At 73.8% G+C, this 21,202-nt stretch carries 24 protein-coding genes; 14 read left to right on the plus strand and 10 right to left on the minus strand.

The features are described from left to right. Positions 1-58 precede the first annotated feature (58 nt). Complete coding sequence (locus tag ACFWFZ_RS29355) at positions 59-1,006, minus strand: hypothetical protein (protein ID WP_387126084.1); 948 nt, start codon at positions 1,004-1,006, stop codon at positions 59-61. A gap of 444 nt (positions 1,007-1,450) precedes the next feature. On the opposite strand from ACFWFZ_RS29355, the gene ACFWFZ_RS29360 reads away from it, so the two are divergent. After that, positions 1,451-1,876 carry an ASCH domain-containing protein gene (locus ACFWFZ_RS29360; protein WP_387126086.1) on the plus strand — a complete coding sequence of 142 codons (426 nt, stop codon included), beginning with the start codon at positions 1,451-1,453 and terminating at the stop codon, positions 1,874-1,876. A 78-nt stretch (positions 1,877-1,954) separates the two neighbouring features. On the opposite strand, the gene ACFWFZ_RS29365 is transcribed toward ACFWFZ_RS29360, so the two are convergent. Then, on the minus strand, positions 1,955-3,610 hold the full coding sequence (locus ACFWFZ_RS29365) for an FAD-binding dehydrogenase (protein ID WP_387126088.1): 1,656 nt from the start codon (positions 3,608-3,610) through the stop codon (positions 1,955-1,957). An 83-nt stretch (positions 3,611-3,693) separates the two neighbouring features. On the opposite strand from ACFWFZ_RS29365, the gene ACFWFZ_RS29370 reads away from it, so the two are divergent. The 6 genes from ACFWFZ_RS29370 (at position 3,694) to ACFWFZ_RS29395 (ending at position 7,995) form a co-directional block, all read left to right on the plus strand. Then, positions 3,694-4,215, plus strand: a complete 522-nt coding sequence (locus ACFWFZ_RS29370) for an NUDIX hydrolase (protein WP_387126090.1) — start codon at positions 3,694-3,696, stop codon at positions 4,213-4,215. A gap of 9 nt (positions 4,216-4,224) precedes the next feature. After that, the gene (locus ACFWFZ_RS29375; protein WP_387126092.1) at positions 4,225-4,623 is read left to right on the plus strand and encodes a YidH family protein; all 399 of its coding nucleotides are present in this window, start codon (positions 4,225-4,227) and stop codon (positions 4,621-4,623) included. Then, entirely contained in the window at positions 4,620-4,937 is a 318-nt protein-coding gene (locus ACFWFZ_RS29380; RefSeq protein WP_387126094.1) for a DUF202 domain-containing protein, read from the plus strand. Before ACFWFZ_RS29375 ends, ACFWFZ_RS29380 begins: the two co-directional genes overlap by 4 nt. A gap of 83 nt (positions 4,938-5,020) precedes the next feature. Continuing rightward, positions 5,021-5,317 carry a hypothetical protein gene (locus ACFWFZ_RS29385; protein ID WP_387126096.1) on the plus strand — a complete coding sequence of 99 codons (297 nt, stop codon included), beginning with the start codon at positions 5,021-5,023 and terminating at the stop codon, positions 5,315-5,317. A gap of 367 nt (positions 5,318-5,684) precedes the next feature. Next, positions 5,685-6,752 (plus strand): phosphotransferase family protein, encoded by a 1,068-nt coding sequence (locus tag ACFWFZ_RS29390; RefSeq protein WP_387126098.1) that lies wholly within the window; start codon positions 5,685-5,687, stop codon positions 6,750-6,752. A 10-nt stretch (positions 6,753-6,762) separates the two neighbouring features. Beyond that, positions 6,763-7,995, plus strand: coding sequence for an acyl-CoA dehydrogenase family protein (locus tag ACFWFZ_RS29395; protein ID WP_387126100.1), 1,233 nt, complete (start codon positions 6,763-6,765; stop codon positions 7,993-7,995). Positions 7,996-8,051: 56 nt separating this feature from the next. On the opposite strand, the gene ACFWFZ_RS29400 is transcribed toward ACFWFZ_RS29395, so the two are convergent. The 3 genes from ACFWFZ_RS29400 to ACFWFZ_RS29410 form a co-directional block, all read right to left on the minus strand. Next, entirely contained in the window at positions 8,052-8,657 is a 606-nt protein-coding gene (locus ACFWFZ_RS29400; protein ID WP_387126172.1) for a TetR/AcrR family transcriptional regulator, read from the minus strand. 67 nt (positions 8,658-8,724) lie between these two features. Beyond that, complete coding sequence (locus ACFWFZ_RS29405) at positions 8,725-10,482, minus strand: class I adenylate-forming enzyme family protein (RefSeq protein ID WP_387126102.1); 1,758 nt, start codon at positions 10,480-10,482, stop codon at positions 8,725-8,727. Further along, complete coding sequence (locus ACFWFZ_RS29410) at positions 10,467-11,231, minus strand: SDR family NAD(P)-dependent oxidoreductase (RefSeq protein ID WP_387126104.1); 765 nt, start codon at positions 11,229-11,231, stop codon at positions 10,467-10,469. Before ACFWFZ_RS29410 ends, ACFWFZ_RS29405 begins: the two co-directional genes overlap by 16 nt. 95 nt (positions 11,232-11,326) lie before the next feature. On the opposite strand from ACFWFZ_RS29410, the gene ACFWFZ_RS29415 reads away from it, so the two are divergent. The 4 genes from ACFWFZ_RS29415 to ACFWFZ_RS29430 all read left to right on the plus strand — a co-directional run bounded on the left by ACFWFZ_RS29415 (position 11,327) and on the right by ACFWFZ_RS29430 (position 15,523). Then, positions 11,327-12,595, plus strand: coding sequence for an exo-beta-N-acetylmuramidase NamZ domain-containing protein (locus ACFWFZ_RS29415; protein ID WP_387126106.1), 1,269 nt, complete (start codon positions 11,327-11,329; stop codon positions 12,593-12,595). Between the two features lie 83 nt (positions 12,596-12,678). After that, a complete protein-coding gene (locus tag ACFWFZ_RS29420) occupies positions 12,679-14,007 on the plus strand; it encodes a serine-threonine protein kinase (RefSeq protein ID WP_387126108.1) in 1,329 nt (442 codons plus the stop codon). 95 nt (positions 14,008-14,102) lie between these two features. After that, the gene (locus ACFWFZ_RS29425; protein WP_387126110.1) at positions 14,103-14,684 is read left to right on the plus strand and encodes a hypothetical protein; all 582 of its coding nucleotides are present in this window, start codon (positions 14,103-14,105) and stop codon (positions 14,682-14,684) included. After that, complete coding sequence (locus ACFWFZ_RS29430) at positions 14,681-15,523, plus strand: 3-keto-5-aminohexanoate cleavage protein (RefSeq protein ID WP_387126112.1); 843 nt, start codon at positions 14,681-14,683, stop codon at positions 15,521-15,523. Before ACFWFZ_RS29425 ends, ACFWFZ_RS29430 begins: the two co-directional genes overlap by 4 nt. Before the next feature lie 22 nt (positions 15,524-15,545). On the opposite strand, the gene soxR is transcribed toward ACFWFZ_RS29430, so the two are convergent. Then, positions 15,546-15,989: a redox-sensitive transcriptional activator SoxR gene (gene soxR / locus ACFWFZ_RS29435; RefSeq protein ID WP_387126114.1), complete on the minus strand. Its 444-nt coding sequence runs from the start codon at positions 15,987-15,989 to the stop codon at positions 15,546-15,548. Positions 15,990-16,097: 108 nt separating this feature from the next. Here soxR and ACFWFZ_RS29440 point away from each other — a divergent pair, with 108 nt between their 5' ends. Then, complete coding sequence (locus ACFWFZ_RS29440; protein ID WP_030901938.1) at positions 16,098-16,559, plus strand: MaoC family dehydratase; 462 nt, start codon at positions 16,098-16,100, stop codon at positions 16,557-16,559. Here the strand turns inward: ACFWFZ_RS29440 and ACFWFZ_RS29445 are convergent. The 3 genes from ACFWFZ_RS29445 to ACFWFZ_RS29455 all read right to left on the minus strand — a co-directional run bounded on the left by ACFWFZ_RS29445 (position 16,550) and on the right by ACFWFZ_RS29455 (position 18,944). Next, positions 16,550-17,185 carry a TetR/AcrR family transcriptional regulator gene (locus ACFWFZ_RS29445; protein ID WP_387126116.1) on the minus strand — a complete coding sequence of 212 codons (636 nt, stop codon included), beginning with the start codon at positions 17,183-17,185 and terminating at the stop codon, positions 16,550-16,552. The genes ACFWFZ_RS29440 and ACFWFZ_RS29445 overlap by 10 nt on opposite strands. Positions 17,186-17,291: 106 nt before the next feature. Further along, the gene (locus ACFWFZ_RS29450) at positions 17,292-17,579 is read right to left on the minus strand and encodes a YiaA/YiaB family inner membrane protein (protein ID WP_387126118.1); all 288 of its coding nucleotides are present in this window, start codon (positions 17,577-17,579) and stop codon (positions 17,292-17,294) included. A 213-nt stretch (positions 17,580-17,792) separates the two neighbouring features. Further along, on the minus strand, positions 17,793-18,944 hold the full coding sequence (locus ACFWFZ_RS29455) for an acyl-CoA dehydrogenase family protein (protein ID WP_387126120.1): 1,152 nt from the start codon (positions 18,942-18,944) through the stop codon (positions 17,793-17,795). A 92-nt stretch (positions 18,945-19,036) separates the two neighbouring features. On the opposite strand from ACFWFZ_RS29455, the gene ACFWFZ_RS29460 reads away from it, so the two are divergent. Further along, positions 19,037-19,687 (plus strand): TetR/AcrR family transcriptional regulator, encoded by a 651-nt coding sequence (locus ACFWFZ_RS29460; protein ID WP_387126122.1) that lies wholly within the window; start codon positions 19,037-19,039, stop codon positions 19,685-19,687. A 248-nt stretch (positions 19,688-19,935) separates the two neighbouring features. Here ACFWFZ_RS29460 and ACFWFZ_RS29465 read toward each other — a convergent pair whose 3' ends face one another. Beyond that, a complete protein-coding gene (locus tag ACFWFZ_RS29465; protein ID WP_387126124.1) occupies positions 19,936-21,015 on the minus strand; it encodes a Zn-dependent alcohol dehydrogenase in 1,080 nt (359 codons plus the stop codon). Between ACFWFZ_RS29465 and ACFWFZ_RS29470 the strand changes: the two genes are divergently transcribed. Next, a partial coding sequence (locus ACFWFZ_RS29470; protein WP_387126126.1) for a hypothetical protein occupies positions 21,014-21,202 on the plus strand: 189 nt, incomplete at its 3' end. The two genes, ACFWFZ_RS29465 and ACFWFZ_RS29470, sit on opposite strands and share 2 nt — an antisense overlap.

Raw genomic sequence — 21,202 nt, forward strand, 5'->3', positions numbered from 1 at the left:
TCTTTCGGGGCGGAGTCTTTCGGGGCGGAGCGGGTGGGGCCGTGGGGTTCGGTCGGGGTCAGGCGGTGCCGAGCGCGGTGTTGCGGGCGGCGACAAAGGCCTTCTGCGGGTCCCGGTCGGGATAGGACCAGGGGGCGCGGGTGGCGTGGCTGCCGATGCGGTGGAAGAGCGCGGCGGCCTCGGCGGGGCGGCCCTCGCAGAGTTTGGCGTGGGCGAGGAAGTTGAGGTCGACCCGGTTGCGGGGGTGGTCGTCGCGCTCCCACTCCAGCCACCAGTCGAAGGCGGAGCGCAGGACCTGGCGGGCGCGGCGGCCCGCCCAGTGGGCGGCGGCCGCCTCGGGGGTGTGGCCGTGGGTGGCGGCGAGCACGCGGTAGCGCTCGGCGTGCGCGACCACGGGGAGCACGGCCAACGGTGAGTCGGCCGGGGACTCCTCGGCGGCCCAGGCCGCGAAGTCGTAGACCTCGTGGAGCGGGTCCTGGCCGGGGGCGAGGGTGCGTTCGGCCAGCTTCGCCACCATGAGGTGGTGGGCGTGGTGGTGCTCGCGGTGGCGGGCCCGGACCTGGTCGAAGTGGCGGCTGAACTCCTCCTCGGTGCCGAAGGCGCGGGAGAGCAGGAGCAGTCCGAGCCACGGGGTCGGGTCGTCGGGGAGCAGTACGGCGGCGCGGCGACAGGCCTCCTCGGCGGCGGCCGGCGCGCCCTTGCGGCGCAGGGCGGTGAAGACGGTGGCGCAGGCGAGGAGGGTGGCGGCGTCGGCGCTGTCCGGTTCGGCGAGCAGCCATTCGCGGGCCCAGGCGGTGGCTGCGGGGGTCTGGGCGAGGACGACGACGCGGTGGCCCCGGCGGTCCCAGTCGTCGCCGGTGCCGACGAGGAGGGAGCGGACTCTGGCCCAGCGCCCCTGGGTGAACTGGGAGCGCACGTCGATGAGTTCGGCGTCACAGAGGGCCGGGTCGAAGAGCTGTGCGTCCCGCTTGCGGGCGCGGCCGAGGGGCGGCGGAGGCGGGGACATCCGCGGGGTTTCCCTCCAGGACGCGGGCGGACGGGGATCGGGAGTCGATGGTCGATGGTCGATGGTCGGGGAGCCGGTGATCGGGGAGCCGGTGATCGGTGGTCGGGTCGGGGGCCGGGCCTGCGGCAGCCGCCCGCGCGCGAGGCGCACGCGCGCGGCTCGGCTGCGAGGCCTCGGGGTCGTGCCGGTGGAGCTGTGTCGGAGCTCCGGTGGGGCTGCGGTGGGACCGCGGTGGGGTTTTCGAGGGGACTGCCATGCGACGCCGGGTGCTCGGGCGGAACTCCGGTGAGCACTCCGGTGATCACGCACAGCAAAGCGGTACGCGCAGCTCCGAGTCAAGGTCCAGTCCACTGCGTGGCGGGTTTCAACTGCTTTGACCGCCGTGCCAGTTGGGCAGGCGATATTCGTTCCGGGCAACCGTTTTCCCCGCCGTAGGGTGGCCGTATGACTGCATATGGCGATCTTCCCCGGTACCTGCTGGGCTTTCCCGGCCCGTTGCGCGACCAGCTGGTCGCGGCCGTGCTGAGCGGGGCGAAGACCAGCACCACCGGCCTGCTCGCGGAGTACGAGGCGGAGCGGGAACCGCTGCCGGAGCCCGGCACGCGGTCCCTGCTGGTCGACTCCGACGAGCGCGGGGTGGCGGTGGTGGAGGTGACGGCCGCGGAGGTGCTGAGGCTCGCCGACGTGGGGCTGGGGCACGCCCTCGACGAGGGGGAGGGATACACGTCGGTGGCCGAATGGCGTACGGCCCACGAGGAGTTCTGGCACAGCGAGCCGGTGCGCACGGTGATCGGCGACCCGGGGTTCACGGTCGACGACGACACCCTCGTCGTCGCGGAGCGCTTCCGGGTCACCGAGCGACTGCTCTGACACCCCGGGGCCCGCGACGAGGTGCCGGCGGCCGAGGGCCCGCGACGAGGTGCCGGCGGCCGAGGGCCGGGGCCGGCCTCAGCCGACCGCCTGGGCCGCGGCCCGGCCCGCCGCGCGGCCCGAGAAGATGCAGCCGCCGAGGAACGTGCCCTCCAGGGCCCGGTAGCCGTGGACCCCGCCGCCGCCGAAACCGGCCGCCTCGCCCGCGGCGTAGACGCCCGGCAGTGGTTCGCCCGTGCCGGTCAGGACCCGGGAGGAGAGGTCGGTCTCCAGGCCGCCGAGGGACTTGCGGGTCAGGATGGAGAGCCGTACGGCGATCAGCGGGCCGGCCCCGGGGTCGAGGATCCGGTGCGGGGCGGCGGTGCGGATCAGCCTGTCGCCGAGGTACCTGCGGGCGCCGTGGATGGCGGTCACCTGGAGGTCCTTGGTGAAGGGGTTGGCGATCTCCCGGTCGCGGGCCACGATCGCGCGCCGGACGGCCGCCTCGTCGAGGAGGTCCTCCTTGGTCACCGCGTTCATCCCACGGACGAGGGCGGAGAGGTCGCGCTCGACGACGAAGTCGGCGCCGTGGTCCATGAAGGCCTTGACCGGCCCGGGTACGGCCTGGCGGGCCCGGGTGATGACGTCGCGCACCGACTTGCCGGTGAGGTCCGGGTTCTGTTCGGAGCCGGAGAGGGCGAACTCCTTGCCGATGATGCGCTGGTTGAGCACGAACCAGGTGTGGTCGTGGCCGGTCCTCATGATGTGGTCGAGCGTGCCGAGGGTGTCGAAGCCGGGGAAGAGCGGTACGGGCAGCCGCTTGCCCGTGGCGTCCAGCCAGAGCGGGGAGGGGCCGGGCAGGATGCGGATGCCGTGCTTGGCCCAGATCGGCTTCCAGTTCTGGATGCCCTCGGTGTAGTGCCACATCCGGTCCTTGTTGATGTGGCTGGCGCCCGCCGCCTCCGCGATGCCCAGCATCAGGCCGTCGACGTGGGCGGGGACCCCGGAGAGCATCCGCTGCGGCGGGGTGCCGAGCCGGGCGGGCCACTGCGCGCGTACGAGGTCGTGGTTGCCGCCGATGCCGCCGCTGGTGACGATCACGGCCTGGGCCCGCAGGGAGAAGGACCCGGTGGCCTCGCGGCCGCTGGCGGTGCCCCGCGCGGCGTCGGAGGGCTCCAGGATCTCGCCGGTCACGGTGTCCACGGCGCCGGCGGTGGCGGACAGTCCGGTCACCCGGTGGCGGAACGCCAGGCGGACCAGGCCGCGGGCCACGCCTTCCCGGACGCGCCGTTCGAACGGCTCCACCAGGCCGGGGCCGGTGCCCCAGGTGATGTGGAAACGGGGGACGGAGTTGCCGGGGCCGCCCGCGTCGTAGCCGCCGCGTTCCGCCCAGCCGACGACGGGGAAGAAGCGGACCCCCTGCCGGTGCAGCCAGGGGCGCTTCTCCCCGGCCGCGAAGTCGACGTAGGCCTCGGCCCAGCAGCGCGGCCAGGCGTCCTCCTCGCGGTCGAACCCGGCGGTGCCCAGCCAGTCCTGGAGGGCGAGGGCGTGGCTGTCCTTGATCCGCATCCGGCGCTGCTCGGGCGAGTCCACGAAGAACAGGCCGCCGAAGGACCAGTGCGCCTGGCCGCCGATGGACTGTTCCGGCTCCTGGTCGAGCAGGATGACCCTGCGGCCCGCGTCGACGAGCTCGGCGGTGGCCACGAGGCCCGCGAGCCCGGCTCCGATCACGATCACGTCTGCGTCGTACGTCATGCGGATCCCGTCCTCCGTCGGTGGTGGGGCAGATCCTTTGCTACGGAGCGGTAACCAGTCAACAGCGGTGGTTGGATGAACCTGTGAGTGCCGCTGATGAAGTACTGGACGTGGTGGACCGGGAGGACCGGGTCACCGGGCAGGCCCCGCGGGGCGAGGTGTACGCCCGCGGGCTGATCCACCGCTGTGTGTTCGTGCTGGCCAGGGACGCGCAGGAGCGGATCTTCGTGCACCGGCGCACCGCCTCGAAGCTCGTCTTCCCCTCGCACTACGACATGTTCGTGGGCGGGGTGCTGGGCGCCGGCGAGAGCTACGGGCGGGCCGCGCTGCGGGAGGCCGAGGAGGAGCTGGGGGTGAGGGGACTGGCGCGGCCGGAGCCGCTGTTCAAGTTCCTGTACGAGGGCCCGGGCGGGGCCTGGTGGTCGTACGTGCACGAGGTGCGGTGCGACCTGCCGGTGGCTCCGCAGGTCTCGGAGGTGGCCTGGCACACCTTCCTCACGCCGGAGGAGCTGGACCGGCGGGTCGGGGACGGGGAGTGGCCCTGGGTGCCGGACGGGCTGGAGGCCTACCGGCGGCTGCGCGCGCATCGCCGTTCCCGCCAGTAGATTGATCAGGTGATCGACTTCGTCAAGGACGTACGCCTGTGGTTCGCGCCGTCGCGGCTGGAGGACGAGGGCGACACCCCCGACTACCGCTTCTCGCTGGCCAACGAGCGGACGTTCCTCGCCTGGATCCGGACCGCGCTGGCCCTGGTCGGCGGCGGGTTCGCCGTCGACCAGTTCCTGCCCGACCTGCGGTGGGGGGTGCGGGTGGGGATGGCCTTCGCACTGCTCGCGGTCGGCGCCGCCTGCGCGCTGCGCGCGGTGAACCACTGGGTGAGCTGCGAGCGGGCGATGCGGCGGCACGAGGACCTGCCGCTGTCGCGCTTCCCGGTGGTTCTGAGCCTGGGCGTGGGGCTGGTCGCGGTGGCGATGGTGGTGGTCGTCCTGCTGGGCTGGACGTCGGGGCGGTGAGCGCGCCGGGCACGGACCGCGACGCCGGGTTGCAGCCCGAGCGGACCCGGCTCGCGTGGCGGCGTACGACGCTGGCGTCCTCGGTGGTGGCGGTGCTGGCCCTGCGGCAGGCGCTGCGCGGGTCCGGCTCGTCGGCGGAGGTGGCCGGGGCCGCGGTGATCGCGCTGATCTGGCTGGTGTTCCTGTGGGTGGCGCACCGCAGGATCCGGGCGCTGGCGGCCCGCCGGCCGCCGGGGCTGGCGCCCCGTTCGGCGCTGGCCGTGGTGGTGTGCACGGTGGCGCTGGCGGTGTTCGCGGTGGCGGTCATCCTCTGAGCTGCCTGCCGGATCATCCCACTTCCCCTCACCGGCAGGGACATAACGGGCGATAGCCGACCATGCGCACTAGTCTCGGCGCCATGACGACCCTCCACCACGAACACCCCGCGCACCAGCACGCCCACGGTGCGGACTGCGGCCACCAGGCGGTCCCGCACGGCGACCACGTCGACTACGCGCACGACGGCCACCTGCACCGGGAGCACTCGGGGCACTGGGACGAGTGCGAGCCGGCCGGGCACACCGCCCACGAGGACCACGCCCACGCCCACGGCGCGGACTGCGGGCACGAGACGGTCCGGCACGGCGACCACGTCGACTACCTGCACGACGGACACCGGCACGCCGAACACGACGGGCACTACGACGACCACTGACCTGCACCGCTCCTGACCGGGGCCGTCCCCGACCGGGGCTTCTCCGGCCAGGAGCTGCGGTCTGCTCTTCCCCGGCACGGCGGCGGCGGACGCGATGCCGACCGCCTGCCGCCGACCGCCTGCCGAAGCGAGCCGGGGAGCCGACGGGCGCGCCGCTCGACATACCAGCGGTCCTGAGGAGCATGACGGTGGTGAACGGCGGTACACCCGTCCTCTGCCACGCGTGAGACCGGCGGGCCGGAGGTGTTCTTTTCGGCCCCGCCCTCTGGACGGCATACCGACTGGTCGGCATGATTGCCTGCGGTGGTGTGCCGACGCACCGCCCGCTCTTGCCGCGTCGTCAACTCCCCGCACGGAGGTGCGCACCATGACCTCAGCCCCGGCCGATCCCCGAGGCCTGGACCTGGAGCGGCTGCGCGGTCATCTCGACCGGGCCCGGCCGGGGCTCGTGGCCGGTGCGCTGCGCGGCCGGCTGATCGAGGGCGGCCGGTCGAATCTCACGTACGAGATCACCGACGGGACCGCCCGCTGGGTGGTGCGGCGGCCGCCGCTCGGCCACGTCCTGGCCACCGCCCACGACATGCGCCGCGAGCACCGGGTCGTCGCGGCGCTGCACGGGACGGCCGTTCCGGTGCCGGAGCCGGTGCTGCTGTGCGAGGACGAGGCCGTGCTCGGGGCGCCGTTCTACGTCATGGAGTACGTGGACGGGGTGCCGTACCGCACGGCCGGCGAGCTCGCCGCTATCGGTCCGCAACGCACCCGGCGGGCGGTGCTCGGGCTGGTGGACACGCTGGTCGAGCTGCACGCGGTGGACCCGGATGCGGTGGGCCTGGGCGACTTCGGCCGGCCGGAGGGCTTTCTCGACCGGCAGCTGCGGCGCTGGGGCAAGCAGCTCGCGGCCTCCCGGGGGCGGGAGCTCGCCGGGATCGACGAGCTGCACGGCGCCCTGGGCCGCAGGCTGCCCCGCTCCCCCGCCCCGACCGTGGTGCACGGCGACTACCGGCTCGACAACGTGCTGATCGACGGATCCCCGTCCGGCACCGACACGATCCGCGCGGTGCTGGACTGGGAGATGTCCACGCTCGGCGATCCGCTGACCGACCTCGGGCTGCTGGTGATGTACAGCTCCGATCTGGGCCTGACCGCGTCGCCGGTCAGCACGACGAGCGGGGCCCCCGGCCATCCGGCGCCCGCCGAGCTGATCGAGCGCTACGCCGCCCGGTCCGGCCGGGACACCGGGGCGATCGCCTGGTACACGGCCTTCGCCTGGTTCAAGCTCGCGGTGATCCTTGAGGGCATCCACTACCGCTACACGCTCGGGCAGACCGTCGGTGCGGGCTTCGACCGGATCGGCGAGCTGGTTCCGGTCTTCATCGAGCACGGACTGACCACCCTCCAGGGCCTCCATCCATTCGAAAACGGCCAGGAAGGCTGAGGCACGCAGCATGGACTTCGCATTCGACGCCCGGACCGAGGAACTCCGCGAGCGGCTGCTCGCGTTCATGGAGGAGTACGTCTACCCGGCGGAGCCCGTCGCCGCCGAGCAGCGCGCGCGGCTGGCCTCGCCCTGGGACACACCGGCCGTCTTCGGTGAATTGAAGGCCGAGGCACGCCGCCAGGGCCTGTGGAATCTCTTCTTCGTGGACCATCACGGCCTGGCGGACGGCGAGTCGGGGGCGGGGCTGAGCAACCTCCAGTACGCGCCGCTCGCCGAGATCACCGGCCGCAGCCCGCACCTGGCGCCCATGGCGACCAACTGCGCGGCCCCGGACACCGGGAACATGGAGCTGCTGGCGCAGTTCGGGAGCGAGGAGCAGAAGAAGCAGTGGCTCCAGCCGCTGCTGAACGGCGAGATCCGCTCCGCGTTCGCCATGACGGAGCCCGAGGTGGCCTCCTCGGACGCGACGAACATCGAGACCCGGATCGAGCGGGTGGGTGACGAGTATGTGATCACGGGCCGCAAGTGGTTCATCTCCGGTGCCATGAACCCGGACTGCGCGATCTTCATCGTGATGGGCAAGACCGACCCGGAGGGCGCCGATCCACGCCGTCAGCAGTCGATGGTGCTGGTCCCGCGCGACACCCCGGGCGTCGAGGTGCGCCGGGCCATGACGGTGTACGGATACGAGGACCACGACCACGGCGGCCACGCCGAGGTGGTGTTCGACGGGGCGCGGGTCCCGGCGGCGAACCTGATCGGCGAGGAGGGCGGCGGCTTCGCCATCGCCCAGGCGCGGCTCGGACCGGGCCGCATCCACCACTGCATGCGGCTGATCGGCATGGCGGAGCGGGCCATCGAGCTGATGTGCCGGCGGGCGGTGGAGCGTACGGCCTTCGGCAAGCCGCTGGCCGCGCAGGGCGTCGTACAGAACTGGATCGCGGACGCCCGGGTGGCGGTGGAGCAGTTGAGGCTGCTGGTGCTGAAGACGGCCTGGCTGATGGACACGGTCGGGAACCGGGGCGCGCACACCGAGATCCAGGCCATCAAGATCGCGACCCCGCGGGCGGTGGTGCGGATCCTGGACGACGCGGTGCAACTGCACGGCGCGGGCGGGGTGAGCCAGGACTTCCCGCTGGCCGGACTGTGGGCGGCGGCACGGACCCTGCGGCTCGCCGACGGACCGGACGAGGTGCACCAGCGGTCCCTGGCCCGGCGGGAGCTCAGGCGTTACATGTAGGGAGGTCCGTCAGGGCGTCATGGTGCGGCCCGCCCGCGTGGGCCGTGTCCTGCGGATCAGGGCCGCAGTGCCCGCAGCAGCAGGTCCGCGAGGTGGTCGGCGACCTGCTGCGGTGTGAGCGGGCCGTCGGCCCGGTACCAGGTGGACAGGTGGTGCACAGACCCGAAGTGGTAGTCCACCACCAGGTCGGCGGGGGTGGCGGTGGAGAACACGCCGGTCCGCTGCCCCTCCTCGATCAGCGCCCGGAAGCGCTCGTGGTAGCGCCGGCGCTCCGCCCGTACCTGCTTGAACTTCTCCGGGCTGAGCTGGTGCATCGACCGGAAGAAGATCATGGCGTCGTCGAGGTTCTCGATGGTGGTGACGACGACGTCGGCGGCCGCCGCCCGCAGCCGTTCCTCGACGGGCGCGTCGGAGGCGGCCACCGTGTCGAGGCGCTGCTGCTGCAGGCGCAGCATCCGCGCGTACACCTCGTGCAGCAAGTCGTCCTTGGAGCCGAAGTAGTGGTAGAGCGCGCCCTTGGTGACGCCGGCCGCCTCGACGATCTCCTGGACGGACGTGCGGTCGTAGCCGCGCTCGGCGAACAGCCGGGTGGCGACGGCCAGCAGCCGCTGCGGTACCGGGGCCTCGTGCGTGCCTGCGGGTTCCGTGGTCCTGGCCGCCATGGTGCTGACCTTCCTCTTCTCGTTCTGCCTGGTCGCTGCGACCAGCTGTACGACCATCCGACTGTTTTCAGCCGCGGTCGCGCAGTTCCCGTCGCAGGATCTTGCCACTGGTCGTCTTCGGAAGGACAGGCAGGATCTCGACCTGACGCGGGTATTTGTACGCGGCGATGCGCTCGGCGCAGTACGCCGACAGCTCCTCGGGCTCGGCCGAGGAGCCGGGGCGCAGGCTCACGTACGCCTTGACGCTCTCCCCGCGGTAGGGGTCGGGGACGCCGACCACCGCGGCCTCGCGGACGGCGGGGTGGGTGTAGAGCACGTCTTCGACCTCGCGCGGCCAGACCTTGAATCCGGAGGCGTTGATCATGTCCTTCTTGCGGTCGACCACGTAGAGCCAGCCGTCCGGGTCCATGAAGCCGACGTCCCCGGTACGCAGTTCGCCGTCCGGGAAGGCCTCGGCGGTCTCCGCGGGCAGGCCCCAGTAGCCGGGCACGACCTGGGGGCCGCGGACGGCGATCTCGCCGGTGTGGCCGATGGGCAGTTCGGCGCCGTGCTCGTCGAGGATCCGCACGACCGTGTCGGCGCCGGGCAGGCCTACGGAGAGGGTGCCGGAGGCGGGGTCGACGGGGGCTTCGAGGTGGACGGGCACGGTGGCGCAGGGGGCGGTGCACTCGGTGAGGCCGTAGCCGTTGCGCAGGTAGAAGCCGAAGGCCGCGCGGAGGCGTTCGACGAGCGCGGGCGGCAGCGGGGCGCCGCCGGAGGAGATCACCTGGAAGGAGGCGAAGTGGTCGGGGGTGACGGCGGGGTGGGCGGCGAGGGCCATGAAGGCGGTGGCCGGGCCGACGGTGTAGGCGGGGCGGTGCTCCAGGAAGGCGTCGAGGACGGCGCCTGCGTCGAAGCGGTGGGCGAGGACGAGGGTGCCGGCGTTGACGAAGCAGGCGGCCAGCTCACAGACCATGCCGGTGATGTGGAAGAGGGGTGCGAGGGCGAAGTAGCCGGCGCCCTCGGGGACGGGGTGGGAGGTGACCTGCCGTACGGCGTTGTAGGTGAGCGCGCCGTGCGGGTTCATCGCGCCCTTGGGGGTGCCGCTGGTACCGGAGGTGTAGCTGATGAGGGCGGTGTCGGCGGCGGTGAGGTCCGGGCCGTCCGGGGCGCGGTGGCCCCGGACGGCCACGGTCGCGAGGTCGGCGGTGTGCGGACGGGCGGCTCCGGCGGGACCGGCACCGTCGTCCGCGGGCCTGGCCTGCTGGTGCGGTAGGGAGGGCGGGACCGGCGCGGGGGCGTGCGGACCCGGCTCGAAGATCCGCGGGTCGTCGCGTGTCTGGAAGTCGCGGTCCGAGGCGGTCAGGACGCTGCGCACGGCGCTCCCCCGCACGGCGTGGCGCAGGTACGCCGTCCACGCGCGGCCGTCGCACACGAGCGCGGCCGCCCCGGAGTCCCGCAGGACGTGGGCGACCTCGCCCGCCTTGTACATGGGGTTGAGGGGGACGACGACGGCACCGGCCTTCCAGGCGCCGAGGACGGAGAGCACGAAGTGCGGGGTGTTCTGGAGCATGACCGCGACCCGGTCGCCGCGGCGGACGCCGTGCGCCGCGAGGTGAGCGGCGACGGAGTCGGAGAGCGCGTCGGCCTCGGCGTAGCCGATCCGGCCGTCGAAGTAAGCGAGCGCGGTGCGTTCGGGGGCGCGGGCGGCGGCCTCGCGGAAGGCGTGCAGGACGGTGGGCGGCGGCTCGACGGGCGCGCGCTGGGCCGGGGAGAGCAGGCCGATCCAGGGCCGGGCGGCATAGGCCGAGGCGGAGACGGAGGTGGAGGTCACCGGGTCTCCCATGTCTGCTGGAGGTGGTTCATGCCGCTCAGCCAGCGGTCCGGGTCGGTGGCGCGGACCGCGTAGTAGTCGGCGACCTCGGGGTGCGGGAGGATCAAGAAGCGGCCTTTCTCCATGCCGTCGAACAGCGCGTCCGCGACCGCTTCCGGCTCGATCGCGGTCGGCGCGAGGACGAGTTCGCCCGCCGAGCCCGCGGCGGTCAGCATGTCGGTGCGCACACCTTGCGGGCAGATGGCGTGGACCTGGACACCGCGGTGCCGGTAGGTCAGCGAGAGCCATTCGGCGAAGGCGAGCGCACCGTGCTTGGTGACACTGTACGGGGCCGCTCCGATCATGGTCAGCAGACCGGCGGCCGAGACGGTGGACACGAAGCGGCCGCTCCCCCGCTCCAGCCAGTCGGGCAGCAGCAGCCGGGCGGCGCGGACATGGGCCATGACGTTGACGTCCCAGGCCGCTTCCCAGACGGCTTCCTCGGCGCCCGCGCCGCCGCCCGAGGCGAGTCCGGCGTTGGCGCAGTAGACGTCGACCGTTCCGCCGAGGGCCTCTCGGGCCTCGGCCGCGATCCGGGAGGCGTCGCCCGGCAGCGGGATCGCCCGGGCGCCGATCCCGCCCGCGACCGCGGCCGCCTTGGCGGGGTCGAGGTCGTTGACGACGACCGTGGCGCCCTCGGCCGCGAAGCGGTGGGCGAGTGCGGCGCCGATGCCGCCGCCCGCGCCGGTGACGACGACTCGCTGGTCCTGGTACGCGCTCACGGGATCACACCTCTCGTACGGCCGGTTGCGGATCCGGGCAGACTAACCAGTCGGTATGTCGGGGCGAAAGGGGCACGCTGCCTTAGCGTGTCGGGATGACGTTGTCGCGACGCGGGGTGCTGGGGCTGGCGGGGGCAGTGGGATCGGCGGGCGCGGTGTGCGCCCTGGGCGCGGCGGACACCGCCGGGGCTGCCGGGGCGCCGCGGGCGGCGGGCCGGGTGCGTACCGGCTTCGAGCGGCTCGCGGCGGACGGGTACGCCGTCCTGGCCGGGCAGAAGGTCGGGGTGGTCACCAACCCCACCGGAATCACCGCCGACGCCCGCCACCTGGTGGACGTGCTGCACGCGGACGAACGGGTCGACCTCGTCGCGGTGTTCGGGCCCGAGCACGGGTTCCGGGGGACGGCGCAGGCCGGGGCCTCCGAGGGGGCCGCGCGGGATCCGGCGACCGGGCTGCCCGTGTACGACACGTACGACAAGAGCGGGCAGCGGCTCGCCGACGTGTTCACGGCGGCCGGCATCGACACCGTCGTCTTCGACATCCAGGACGTCGGGGCGCGCTTCTACACCTACATCTGGACGCTCTACGACTGCATGCGCGCGGCCGCCCTCGCCGGCAAGGCGGTGGTGGTCCTGGACCGGCCGAATCCGGTGGGCGGCCGGCGGGCCGCGGGGCCGGTGCTGGAGCGGCCGTACGTGAGTTTCGTGGGCCGGGAGCCGGTCGCGCTCGCGCACGGGATGACGGCGGCCGAGCTGGCACGCCTCTTCAACGGCGAGTTCCTGGGCGCCGGGCCGGTCCGGCTGACCACCGTGCCGATGTCCGGCTGGCGGCGCGGGTCGTTCTTCGGGGAGACCGGGCTGCCCTGGGTGCCGCCGAGCCCGAACATGCCGACGCCCGACACGGCCCTCGCGTACGCCGGCACCTGTCTGTTCGAGGGGACGAACCTCTCCGAGGGACGCGGGACGACCACCCCATTCGAGGTGCTGGGGGCGGAGGGGATCGACCGGCGCTGGGCGGAGGCGGCGAACGCGCTGGGGCTGCCCGGGGTGTGGTTCCGGGAGGCGTACTTCACTCCGGCCTTCTCCAAGCACATGGGGAAGGTGTGCGGCGGGGTCCGGCTGATCGTGCACGACCGGGAGGCCTTCGACCCGGTACGGGCCGGCATCGGACTGCTGGTCACCGCGCGCCGGGCGTGGAGCGGCTTCGGCTGGCGCGCGGACCACTGGGTCGACAAGCTGACCGGCTCGGACCGGGTACGCAGGCTGGTGGACGCGGGCGCCGGGGTGGAGGAGATCGCGGGCGACTGGGCGGCGGGGCTGGCGCGCTTCGAGGCGGTGCGCGCGCGGTACCTGCTCTACACCTGAGGAGGTCGTGCCGGGGGTCTGGCCGGGCGGGCGCCGCAGCAGGATGCTGACCGCACCGGAGACACGGCGTGAAGGGGGACGTCATGGCGGACGTCGTTGGCGGATTCGGCTTCAGGACGGGGACCGGGAGCGGGATCGGGGTGGGGCCGTACGCGGAGCTGACCTTCGACTCCGAAGGGGACGTGGACCGCGCCACGCAGGGAGCGGTGGCACGGATGGAGGCCACGGACGTGCTCGTCTTCGCGCACGGCTGGAACAGCGACCGGTCCACGGCGCTCCGGCTCTACGACCGGTTCTTCGCGCCCTTCCCCGCGCTGGTGGGGCCGGGGGTGCGGCTGGGGTACGTGGGTGTCGTGTGGCCTTCGATGCGGTTCTCCGACGAGCCGATACCCGACTTCGAGGCGCCCGGCGCCCTCGCGGAAGCGGGCTACGGCTGCGCCCTCGACCCCCTCACCCGGCAGGCGCTCGAAGGCTTCTGGCCGGGGCGGCGCGCGGAGCTGGACCGGCTGGCGGAACTGCTGGCGGAGCAGCCGGACTCGGTGGCCGCCTTCGTCGAGTTCGGTGCGCTCGTACGGGAGCTGGCCGGGGTGGACACGGTGCACACGGTGGTCGCGCCGGCGGTCCCCGCGATCTTCACGGAGGACGTGCTGGAGGTCTGCCGGGCTCTCTCCGTCGCCCTGGCGAGGGCCGGGGCCGTGGCCGAGGGGGCCGCCGGGGCCGAGGGGGCCAGACTCACGGTCGGCGGGGGCCTGCGCGGACTGTGGGGCGGCGCCAAGGAACTGCTCCGGCAGGCGGCGTACTACAAGATGAAGAAGCGGGCGGGGGTGGTCGGCGAGCGGGGGCTGGGCCCGGTGCTGGCGGAGCTGGCGGCGGGCCGTCCGGCGCTGCGCTTCCACCTGATCGGCCACAGCTTCGGGGCGCGGGTGGTGTCCTTCTCACTGCGCGCGGTGCCGGACGGCGCCCGGTACGTGAGGTCCGTGACCCTGCTCCAGGGGGCCTTCTCCCACTACGCGTTCGCCGACCGGCTGCCGCACGACAAGGGCCGCGGCGGGGCCCTGCGCGGCCTCCACCGGAAGGTCGCCGGGCCGCTGGTGGCCTGCCATTCCCCGCACGACTCGGCCCTCAAGGTCTTCTACCCGCTGGCGTCCCGGATGGCAGGTGATTCGGCCGGTCTGCTCGGCTTCGACGAGCGGTGGGGCGCGATCGGGCACGACGGGGTCCAGGCGGTGCGGGGAGCACCGCGGCTGAGCCTGGACACCGCCCTGCGCGAGGGGATGCCCGCGGCCGGTTGCGTCAGCGTGGACGCGGGCTCCGTGGTGCGGCGCGGCGGCGCCCCCTCGGGGGCGCACAGCGACATCTGCCACGAGGAACTGGCCCGGGTGGTGGTGGCCGCGGGGCGCATGGGGCGCTGAGTTCCGGCCATGTGCCACCGGCACGCCTCGTCCGCCCCCGCATGCGCCCGCACCCGACCGGGCATGTTGGGCACATCGGCGGAGGTGATGGTGTGATGGCGGGATTCCGGAGTCTGGCCTATCAGGTGCGTGACGCGCGCAATGACCGGGCCCTGCGGCGCCACTCGCTGCGCCGCTGCCTGGAGCGGTTCGCGCCCTACGGGCACCGGGCCACATGGTGGCACCTGTGCGACCGGCACGGGATCGCCCCCGAGGACCGGGGGGCCGACCCGCTGCGGCTGGTCGCCGCGCTGGAGGAGCTGGAGGACGCGCGGACGGTCTGGCTGGAGTACGAGCGCCAGTTCGCGGAACGGCGCCGCAGGGAGAAGCACCACGGGCTGCGCCGGCCGGAGTGGGCGTGGGGCGGCAGCGGGGACGCGGTGGTGCGCTGCGCGGACCCGGGGGTGCGGCCGGAGGGGACGCTGGGCGAGGTGCTGCGGCGGCTGGTCCGGGCGCTGGAGTCGGAGCCGGGGACGGGGTGCCCGGTCTGCGGGGACACCGAGCTGCGCTGGCCTGAGGTGGCTCCGGTGGGCCCGTGGGCGGGGGCGCTGGCGTGGGACGGGCCGGTGTGCGCGGGCTGCGGGATCGTGGTGCCGAGACCGGCCCTGGCGGACCTCCCCTCGGCGGGCGCGGCGTGAGCGTTGCGGGCCGGTCGGCGGTGGTGTCGCTGAACGGTTCGCGCAGCGCCGCCGACGGGCCTGCCGTGCCCATGTCCCCTGCGGATCTCGCGGAGTCGGCGGTGCGGGCGGTCGCCGCCGGGGCGGGTGAGGTGCTGGTGCATCCGCGGACCCCGTGCGGGCGGGAGAGCCTCTCGCCCCGGGTGGTCGGGCCGGTGCTGGAGGTGCTGCGGGGCGCGGGGGTGGGCGTACCGCTGACCGTGCCGGCGGGCATCGGGGCCGAGCCGGATCCGGCGGAGCGGCTGGCGCGGGTCCGGGCGTGGACGGTGCTGCCGGACCGGGCGGTGGTGCACTTCGCGGAGCCTGGGGCGGCCGAGCTTGCGCAGGCCCTGCTGGAACGGGGGGTCGCGGTGGACGCGGTGGTGCCGCTCGGAGGGCCGGCCGGGCCGAAGGCGCTGGGGCGGCTGCGAGCCTGGCTGGCACGGGGCCAGGAGCGGGGACTCGGAGCAGGCCGGGGCGGCGGCGGTCCGGGCGGCGGCCGGGTCCGGGTGGCGGCGGAGATCACCGCGGGGGCGCGGCAGGCGCGGGCGGCCGGCACCGGGGCGGAGTCCCGGGCGACCGCTGCCGGGGCGGGGTCACCTGCGGCCCTGCCGGCCGGCCTGCGCGGCCTGCCGCCGGAGGCGGTGCTGCTGTTCGGGCGCGACGGGGCCTCCTGGCCGGCGCTGCGCCTGGCCGGCCGGTGCGGCACGGCTGTGCGGACCGGCGTGGGGGACGTACTGCACCTGCCGGGCGGGCGGCCGGCGCGCTCGAACGCCGAACTGGTCACGGCGGCTCGGGAACTGCTGCCTCGGGAGCCGTGAGGGCTGAGGGCGGCGGGACGTATCAGAGACGGGAGCCGGTGAGGCGTTCGCCGAAGACGTCGTCGGGGTTGGACAGGGCGCAGGTCTCCATCGAGAGGCAGCCGCAGCCGATGCAGTCCGTCAGGTGGTCGCGCAGGCGGGCGAGTCGGCTGATCCGTTCGTCGAGCTCGGTGCGCCAGGCCTCGGACAGGCGGGCCCAGTCCTCCCGGTTGGGGGTGCGTTCCTCGGGGAGCTGGGCCAGTGCCTCACGGATGCTGGCGAGCGGGATGCCCACCCGCTGGGCCGCGCGTACGAACGCCACCCGGCGCAGCGCGTCGCGGGTGTAGCGGCGCTGGTTGCCGGCCGTGCGGCGGCTGCTGATCAGGCCCTTGGCCTCGTAGAAGTGGAGCGCGGAGACGGCCGCGCCGCTACGGGCGGACAACTGGCCGACGGTGAGTTCGTGGACTTTTTCGGGAATCTGCGGCACCCGGCCGAGGGTAGCCGGAGGTCCGTTGACATACACATACGGTCCCAGCATGCTGAGCAAGCGCTTATTCGTTCGTCAGTCAGTGGTCCGCGAGAGACAGGAACAGGCATGGCCGAGCCGAGGGTCTTCACGTCCGCCGAGGAACTGCACGCCGGTATCGGCGAACCGCTCGGTCCGAGCGGGTGGCTGGAGGTGGACCAGAAGCGGATCGACCTCTTCGCGGACGCCACCGGCGACCACCAGTGGATCCACGTGGACCCGGAGCGCGCCGCGACCGGACCCTTCGGTTCCACCATCGCGCACGGCTATCTGACGCTGTCGCTGCTGCCGAGCCTGGTGCCGCAGGTCATGCGGGTCGAGGGCATGCGGATGGGCCTCAACTACGGGACGAACAAGGTACGTTTCCCGGCGACGGTGCCGGTCGGCTCGCGGCTGCGCGCGACCGCCGTGATCACGGAGGTGGCGGAGGCGGGTGGCGGGGTACAGGTCACGGCCACGGTGACGGTGGAACGCGAGGGCGGCGAGAAGCCGGTGTGCGTGGCGGAGTCGGTGTCCCGCTACTACTTCTGAGGGCGCGGCCGCGCGCCCACCATGCGGAGCACGAGGTCGGCGTAGAGCGCGCCGACCTCGTCGGGCGTGCGCTGTCCGGCCGCGCTGAACCAGCGGGCCACGTCGATGCACAGCGACAGGACGGCGAGGGTGGTGCCCGGCACGTCGGGCACGTCGAACTCCCCCGCCGCGACCCCGTCGGCGAGGATGCGGCGCACGGCGGCGTCGCTCTGCCGGCGCAGCGCCACGATCTCGGAGCGGTGCTCCGGGGCGAGGGCGTCGAGTTCGTACTGGACCACGCGCGCGGTGGTGTGGTGCGCGGCGTGCCACCGCACGAAGGAGCGTACGGCGGCGTCGAGGCGCTCGGCGGCGCAGCCGGGCCCGTCGGCGGCGGTGGTGAGGATGTCGAGGGCCTTGTCGTGCCCGATCCGGCTGATCCGGTGGAGCAGCTCTTCCTTGGTCTTGTAGTGGATGTAGAGCGCGGCGGGGCTCATGCCGGCGCGACCCGCGATGTCGCGGGTGGTGGTGGCGTGGTAGCCGCGCTCGGCGAAGGCGTCGACGGCGGCGACGAGCAGCCGCCGTGCCGCGTCCGGGGTGACCTCGGACCACGGCCGGTAGCCGTCGGCCGTGTCCTCCGCGCTGTCCATCGCCCACTCACCTCTTCACCGTTCGGGAGTGAACACCCTACAGGGTGGGTGAGCAAGCGCTTAGCGTTCTCGGGCCGACCGCTGCGGCCCCCGGGCGGCGCTAGGGCTACTTCGGCGCGAACGGGTCGTACTCGGCCATGATCTTCTCCATTCTGGCCTGATCCACCCGGCTGACGATCTGCGTCACCTCCTGGCGGTCGCGGATGACCTTGGCGAGGGTGAAGGCGGAGGTGGTGAGGTAGAGGACCGCGATCCCGAGGAAGGCGCGGACCCAGCCGTCGGCCTCCAGGCGGTAGATCCCCACGGCCACGGCGATGAGGGCGATGGCGAAGGCGGCGACGGCCTGCGCGTAGTACGCCCCCGTGCTCTGCTGCTTGACCGGTGTCTCGTTCATGCGTCGAGCATCGGCCGCGGCGGAGCGGAGCACATCCGCACGCGTACTCATAGGGGTACTCAACCCGCGGGGCCCCGGGCTCGCCAGTGCCGTGGCCGCAAAGCTGCACCGGATCACGGGACTAGGGTCTGTATCGAGTTGCCCCGCGGCGTCGCGACGCCCGGCACGCACCGAACGCCGCTCCTTGCTCCACGGGGCAACTCGATACAGACCCTAGAAGGCTGAAACCCCGGTGAGGGCGCGGCCGATGAGGAGCTTCTGGATCTGGCTGGTGCCCTCGTACAGGGTCGCCACACGGGCGTCGCGGAGCAGCTTCCCGGTCGGGTACTCGTCGATGTACCCGTAACCGCCGTGCACCTGGAGGGCGTTGCCCGCGGCACGCACGGCGGCCTCGGAGGCGAAGAGCTTCGCGGTGGAGGCCTCGGTGGCGAAGGGGCGCCCACGGTCGATGAGGTCGGCGACGCGCCAGGTCAGCAGCCGGGCCGCGTCCACGTCGACCGCGATGTCGGCAATGAGCTCCTGGACCAGCTGGTGGTGGGCGATCGGCTTGCCGAACTGCTCGCGGTGGGCGGCGTAGGAGACGGCCGCGTCCAGGGCGGCCTGCGCGATGCCGACACAGCCGGCGGCGACCGACATGCGGCCCTTGGCGAGCGCGGACATGGCCACCGAGAAGCCCTTGCCCTGCGGGCCGAGCATCGCGGAGGCGGGGACGCGGACGCCGTCGAGGACGAGTTCGGCGGTGGCCTGGCCGCGCAGGCCGAGCTTGCCGTGGACCTCGCGGCGCGTCAGGCCCGGGGCGTCGGCGGGGACGAGGAAGGCGGAGATCCCGCGGTGGCCGGACTCCTCGCCGGTGCGGGCGAAGAGCAGCACCACATCGGCCCAGGTGCCGTTGCTGATGAACATCTTGTTCCCGTGGAGGACGTAGGAGTCCCCTTCGCGCACGGCGCGGGTGGTGAGGTTCGCGGCGTCGGAGCCGGCCGCGGGCTCGGTCAGCCCGAAGCAGCCGAGCGCGTCGCCGGAGCACAGGCGCGGCAGCCAGGCGCGTTTGTGCTCCTCGGTCCCCCAGGCGGCGATCGTCTTCGCGACCAGGCCGAGGGAGACGGAGACGATCCCGCGCACGGCGGAGTCGGCGCGGCCGAGCTCCTCGGTGACCAGGACGTAGGCGAGGTGGTCGCCGCCGGAGCCCCCGTACTCCTCGGGGACGGTCAGGCCGAGGAAGCCGAGCGCGCCCAGCTTCTTCACGATGGCCCGGTCCACGCTCTCGGCGCGGTCCCACTCGGCGGCGTACGGGACGATCTCGCGCTCGGCGAACTCTCGGGCGAGCCGGCGTACGGCGCTCTGCTCCTCGCTCAGCTCCAGATTCACCGGGACCTCCTCCGGGGGTTGGCGGGGGTGGGGCCGGCGCGGGCTTAACTAGCACCGGTAGTTTTTGGTGGGCAGGCCCTACTATGTGGCGCATGGCCAGACCGCGCAAGCCCCTTCTCAGCCGGGACCGGATCGTCGAGGCGGCCGGGGTGCTGGTCGACGCGGGTGGGCTGGAGGCGGTGTCCACCCGGCGGCTGGCGGCCGCGCTCGGTGTCAGCGGGCCCTCGCTCTACAACCACTTCCGCACCAAGGACGAGATCCTGGACGCGGTGGCGGACGCGGTGAGCTCACGAGTCGACTTGTCGATGTTCGACGGCGGGCAGGACTGGCGGGCGGCCCTCCACGCGTGGGCGCACTCGTACCGGGACGCCCTCGCGGACCATCCCAACATCGTGCCGGTCCTGGCCCGCGGCCCCGGGCGCCGCCCGGCCGGGCTTCGGCTGGCGGACGCGGTGTTCGGTGCGATGACGGAGGCCGGGTGGCCGGCGGCGCAGGCGACCCGGATCGGCGCGCTCATGCGGTACTTCATCCTGGGCTCGGCGGTGGGGTCCTTCGCCCGGGGTTTCGTGGACGACCGCGCGGCGTACGACCCGGCGGACTACCCGCATCTGGGCCGGGCCCACCTGCTGGCGGAGCGGCAGCGCGAGGTGGACGAGGGCGCGTTCGAGACGGGCCTGGAGGCGCTGCTGGACGGCCTGGCCCTCCAGTACGCGGCGCTGGCGCACGCGAACCGGGACGACTGAGCCGCGCGGGCCCCGCCGGCGCGGGGCCCACCGACGCGGGGCCTGCCGACGCGAGGCACGCCGACGCGAGGCCTGCCGACGCGAGGCACGCCGGTGGCGGGCCTGTCGGTGCGGGACCCTGCCAGTACGGGCCCCTGCCGGTACCGGGCCCTGTCCGTGCGGGGCCCCGCCGGTACCGGGCCTGTGGCCGCGGGGCATGTCGGTGGCGGGCCTGTCGCCGCGGACCGGTCCTCCGGCTGCGAGCCCGGTCAGAAGAGGACGAGGGAGCGGCCGCCCTTGCCCGCCAGCATGGCGTCGAACGCTGCCGGGATGTCGTCGAGGGTGATGCGGTCGCTGACGAGGGCGCCCAGGTCGAGGCGGCCCGCGCGGACGTGTTCGGCGATCACCGGCAGGTCGCGGGCGGGGTCGCTGTTGCCGTAGACGCAGCCGGAGAGGGTGCGGGCGAAGTGGAAGATCTCCAGGGCGTGGAAGGTCACCTGCTGCTCCTTGCCGCCGATGCCGACGACGGTGGTGCGGCCGCCGCGGCGCGTCGACTCCCATGCGCCGCGGATGGTGTCGGCCCGTCCGACGCACTCGACGGCGACGTCCGCGCCCTGCCCGCCGGTCAGCGCACGGATCTGCCGGGCGGTGGTGTCCGAGGCGAGCACGAACTCGGTGGCCCCGGCCGCGCGCGCCAGTTCCTCCTTGGCCGGCGAGACGTCGACGGCGATGACCGGGCCCGCCTGCGCGATCCGGGCGGCCTGGAGCGCGGCCAGGCCGACTCCGCCGGCTCCGAAGACGGCCACCGACTCGCCCGGGCGGACCTGGGCGCTGTGGTGGACGGCCCCGTAGCCGGTGAGGACGGCGCAGCCGAGCAGGGCGGCCTCGGCGAGCGGGATCCCGGCGGGTGCGGGCAGTACGCAGTCGGCCGCGACGACGGTCTCCTCGGCGAACGCGGCCACGTTCAGTCCGGGGTGCAGTGCCGTGCCCTGCGCGTCGTGGGCGTAGACCTCCCCGACCCCGGCGAGCGCCGTCGCGCAGAGCCAGACCTCGCCGATGGTGCAGTGGTGGCACTTCCCGCAGGACGGGGCCCAGTTGAGCACGACGCCGTCGCCGGGGCCGACGTGGGTGACGCCTTCGCCGACGGCGAGGACCGTGCCCGCGCCCTCGTGGCCGAGGACGGCGGGTACGGGGACCCGCATGGTGCCGTTGGTGAGGGAGAGGTCCGAGTGGCAGACGCCGGCCGCGGCCAGCCTGACGCGTACCTGCCCGGCGCCGGGATCGGGCAGCACGATCTCCCTTATCTCCAGCGGTGCTCCGACGGCGGGCAGGATGGCGGCGCGGACCATGGGCGTCGTCTCGACTTTCCGGTGCGGGGGCGGGCTCGGCAGGGTGGGCGGGCTCGGCAGCTTGGGCGGGGTCGGCCGGCTCGGCTGGTTCAGCCGGCTCGGCTGGTTCAGCCGGCTCGGCTGGTTCAGCCGGCTCGGCTGGTTCAGCCGGCTCGGCTGGTTCAGCCGGCTCGGCTGGTTCAGCCGG

The sequence above is a fragment of the Streptomyces sp. NPDC060232 genome (genome assembly GCF_042726555.1).
In the GTDB taxonomy this organism is placed as follows: Bacteria; Actinomycetota; Actinomycetes; order Streptomycetales; family Streptomycetaceae; genus Streptomyces.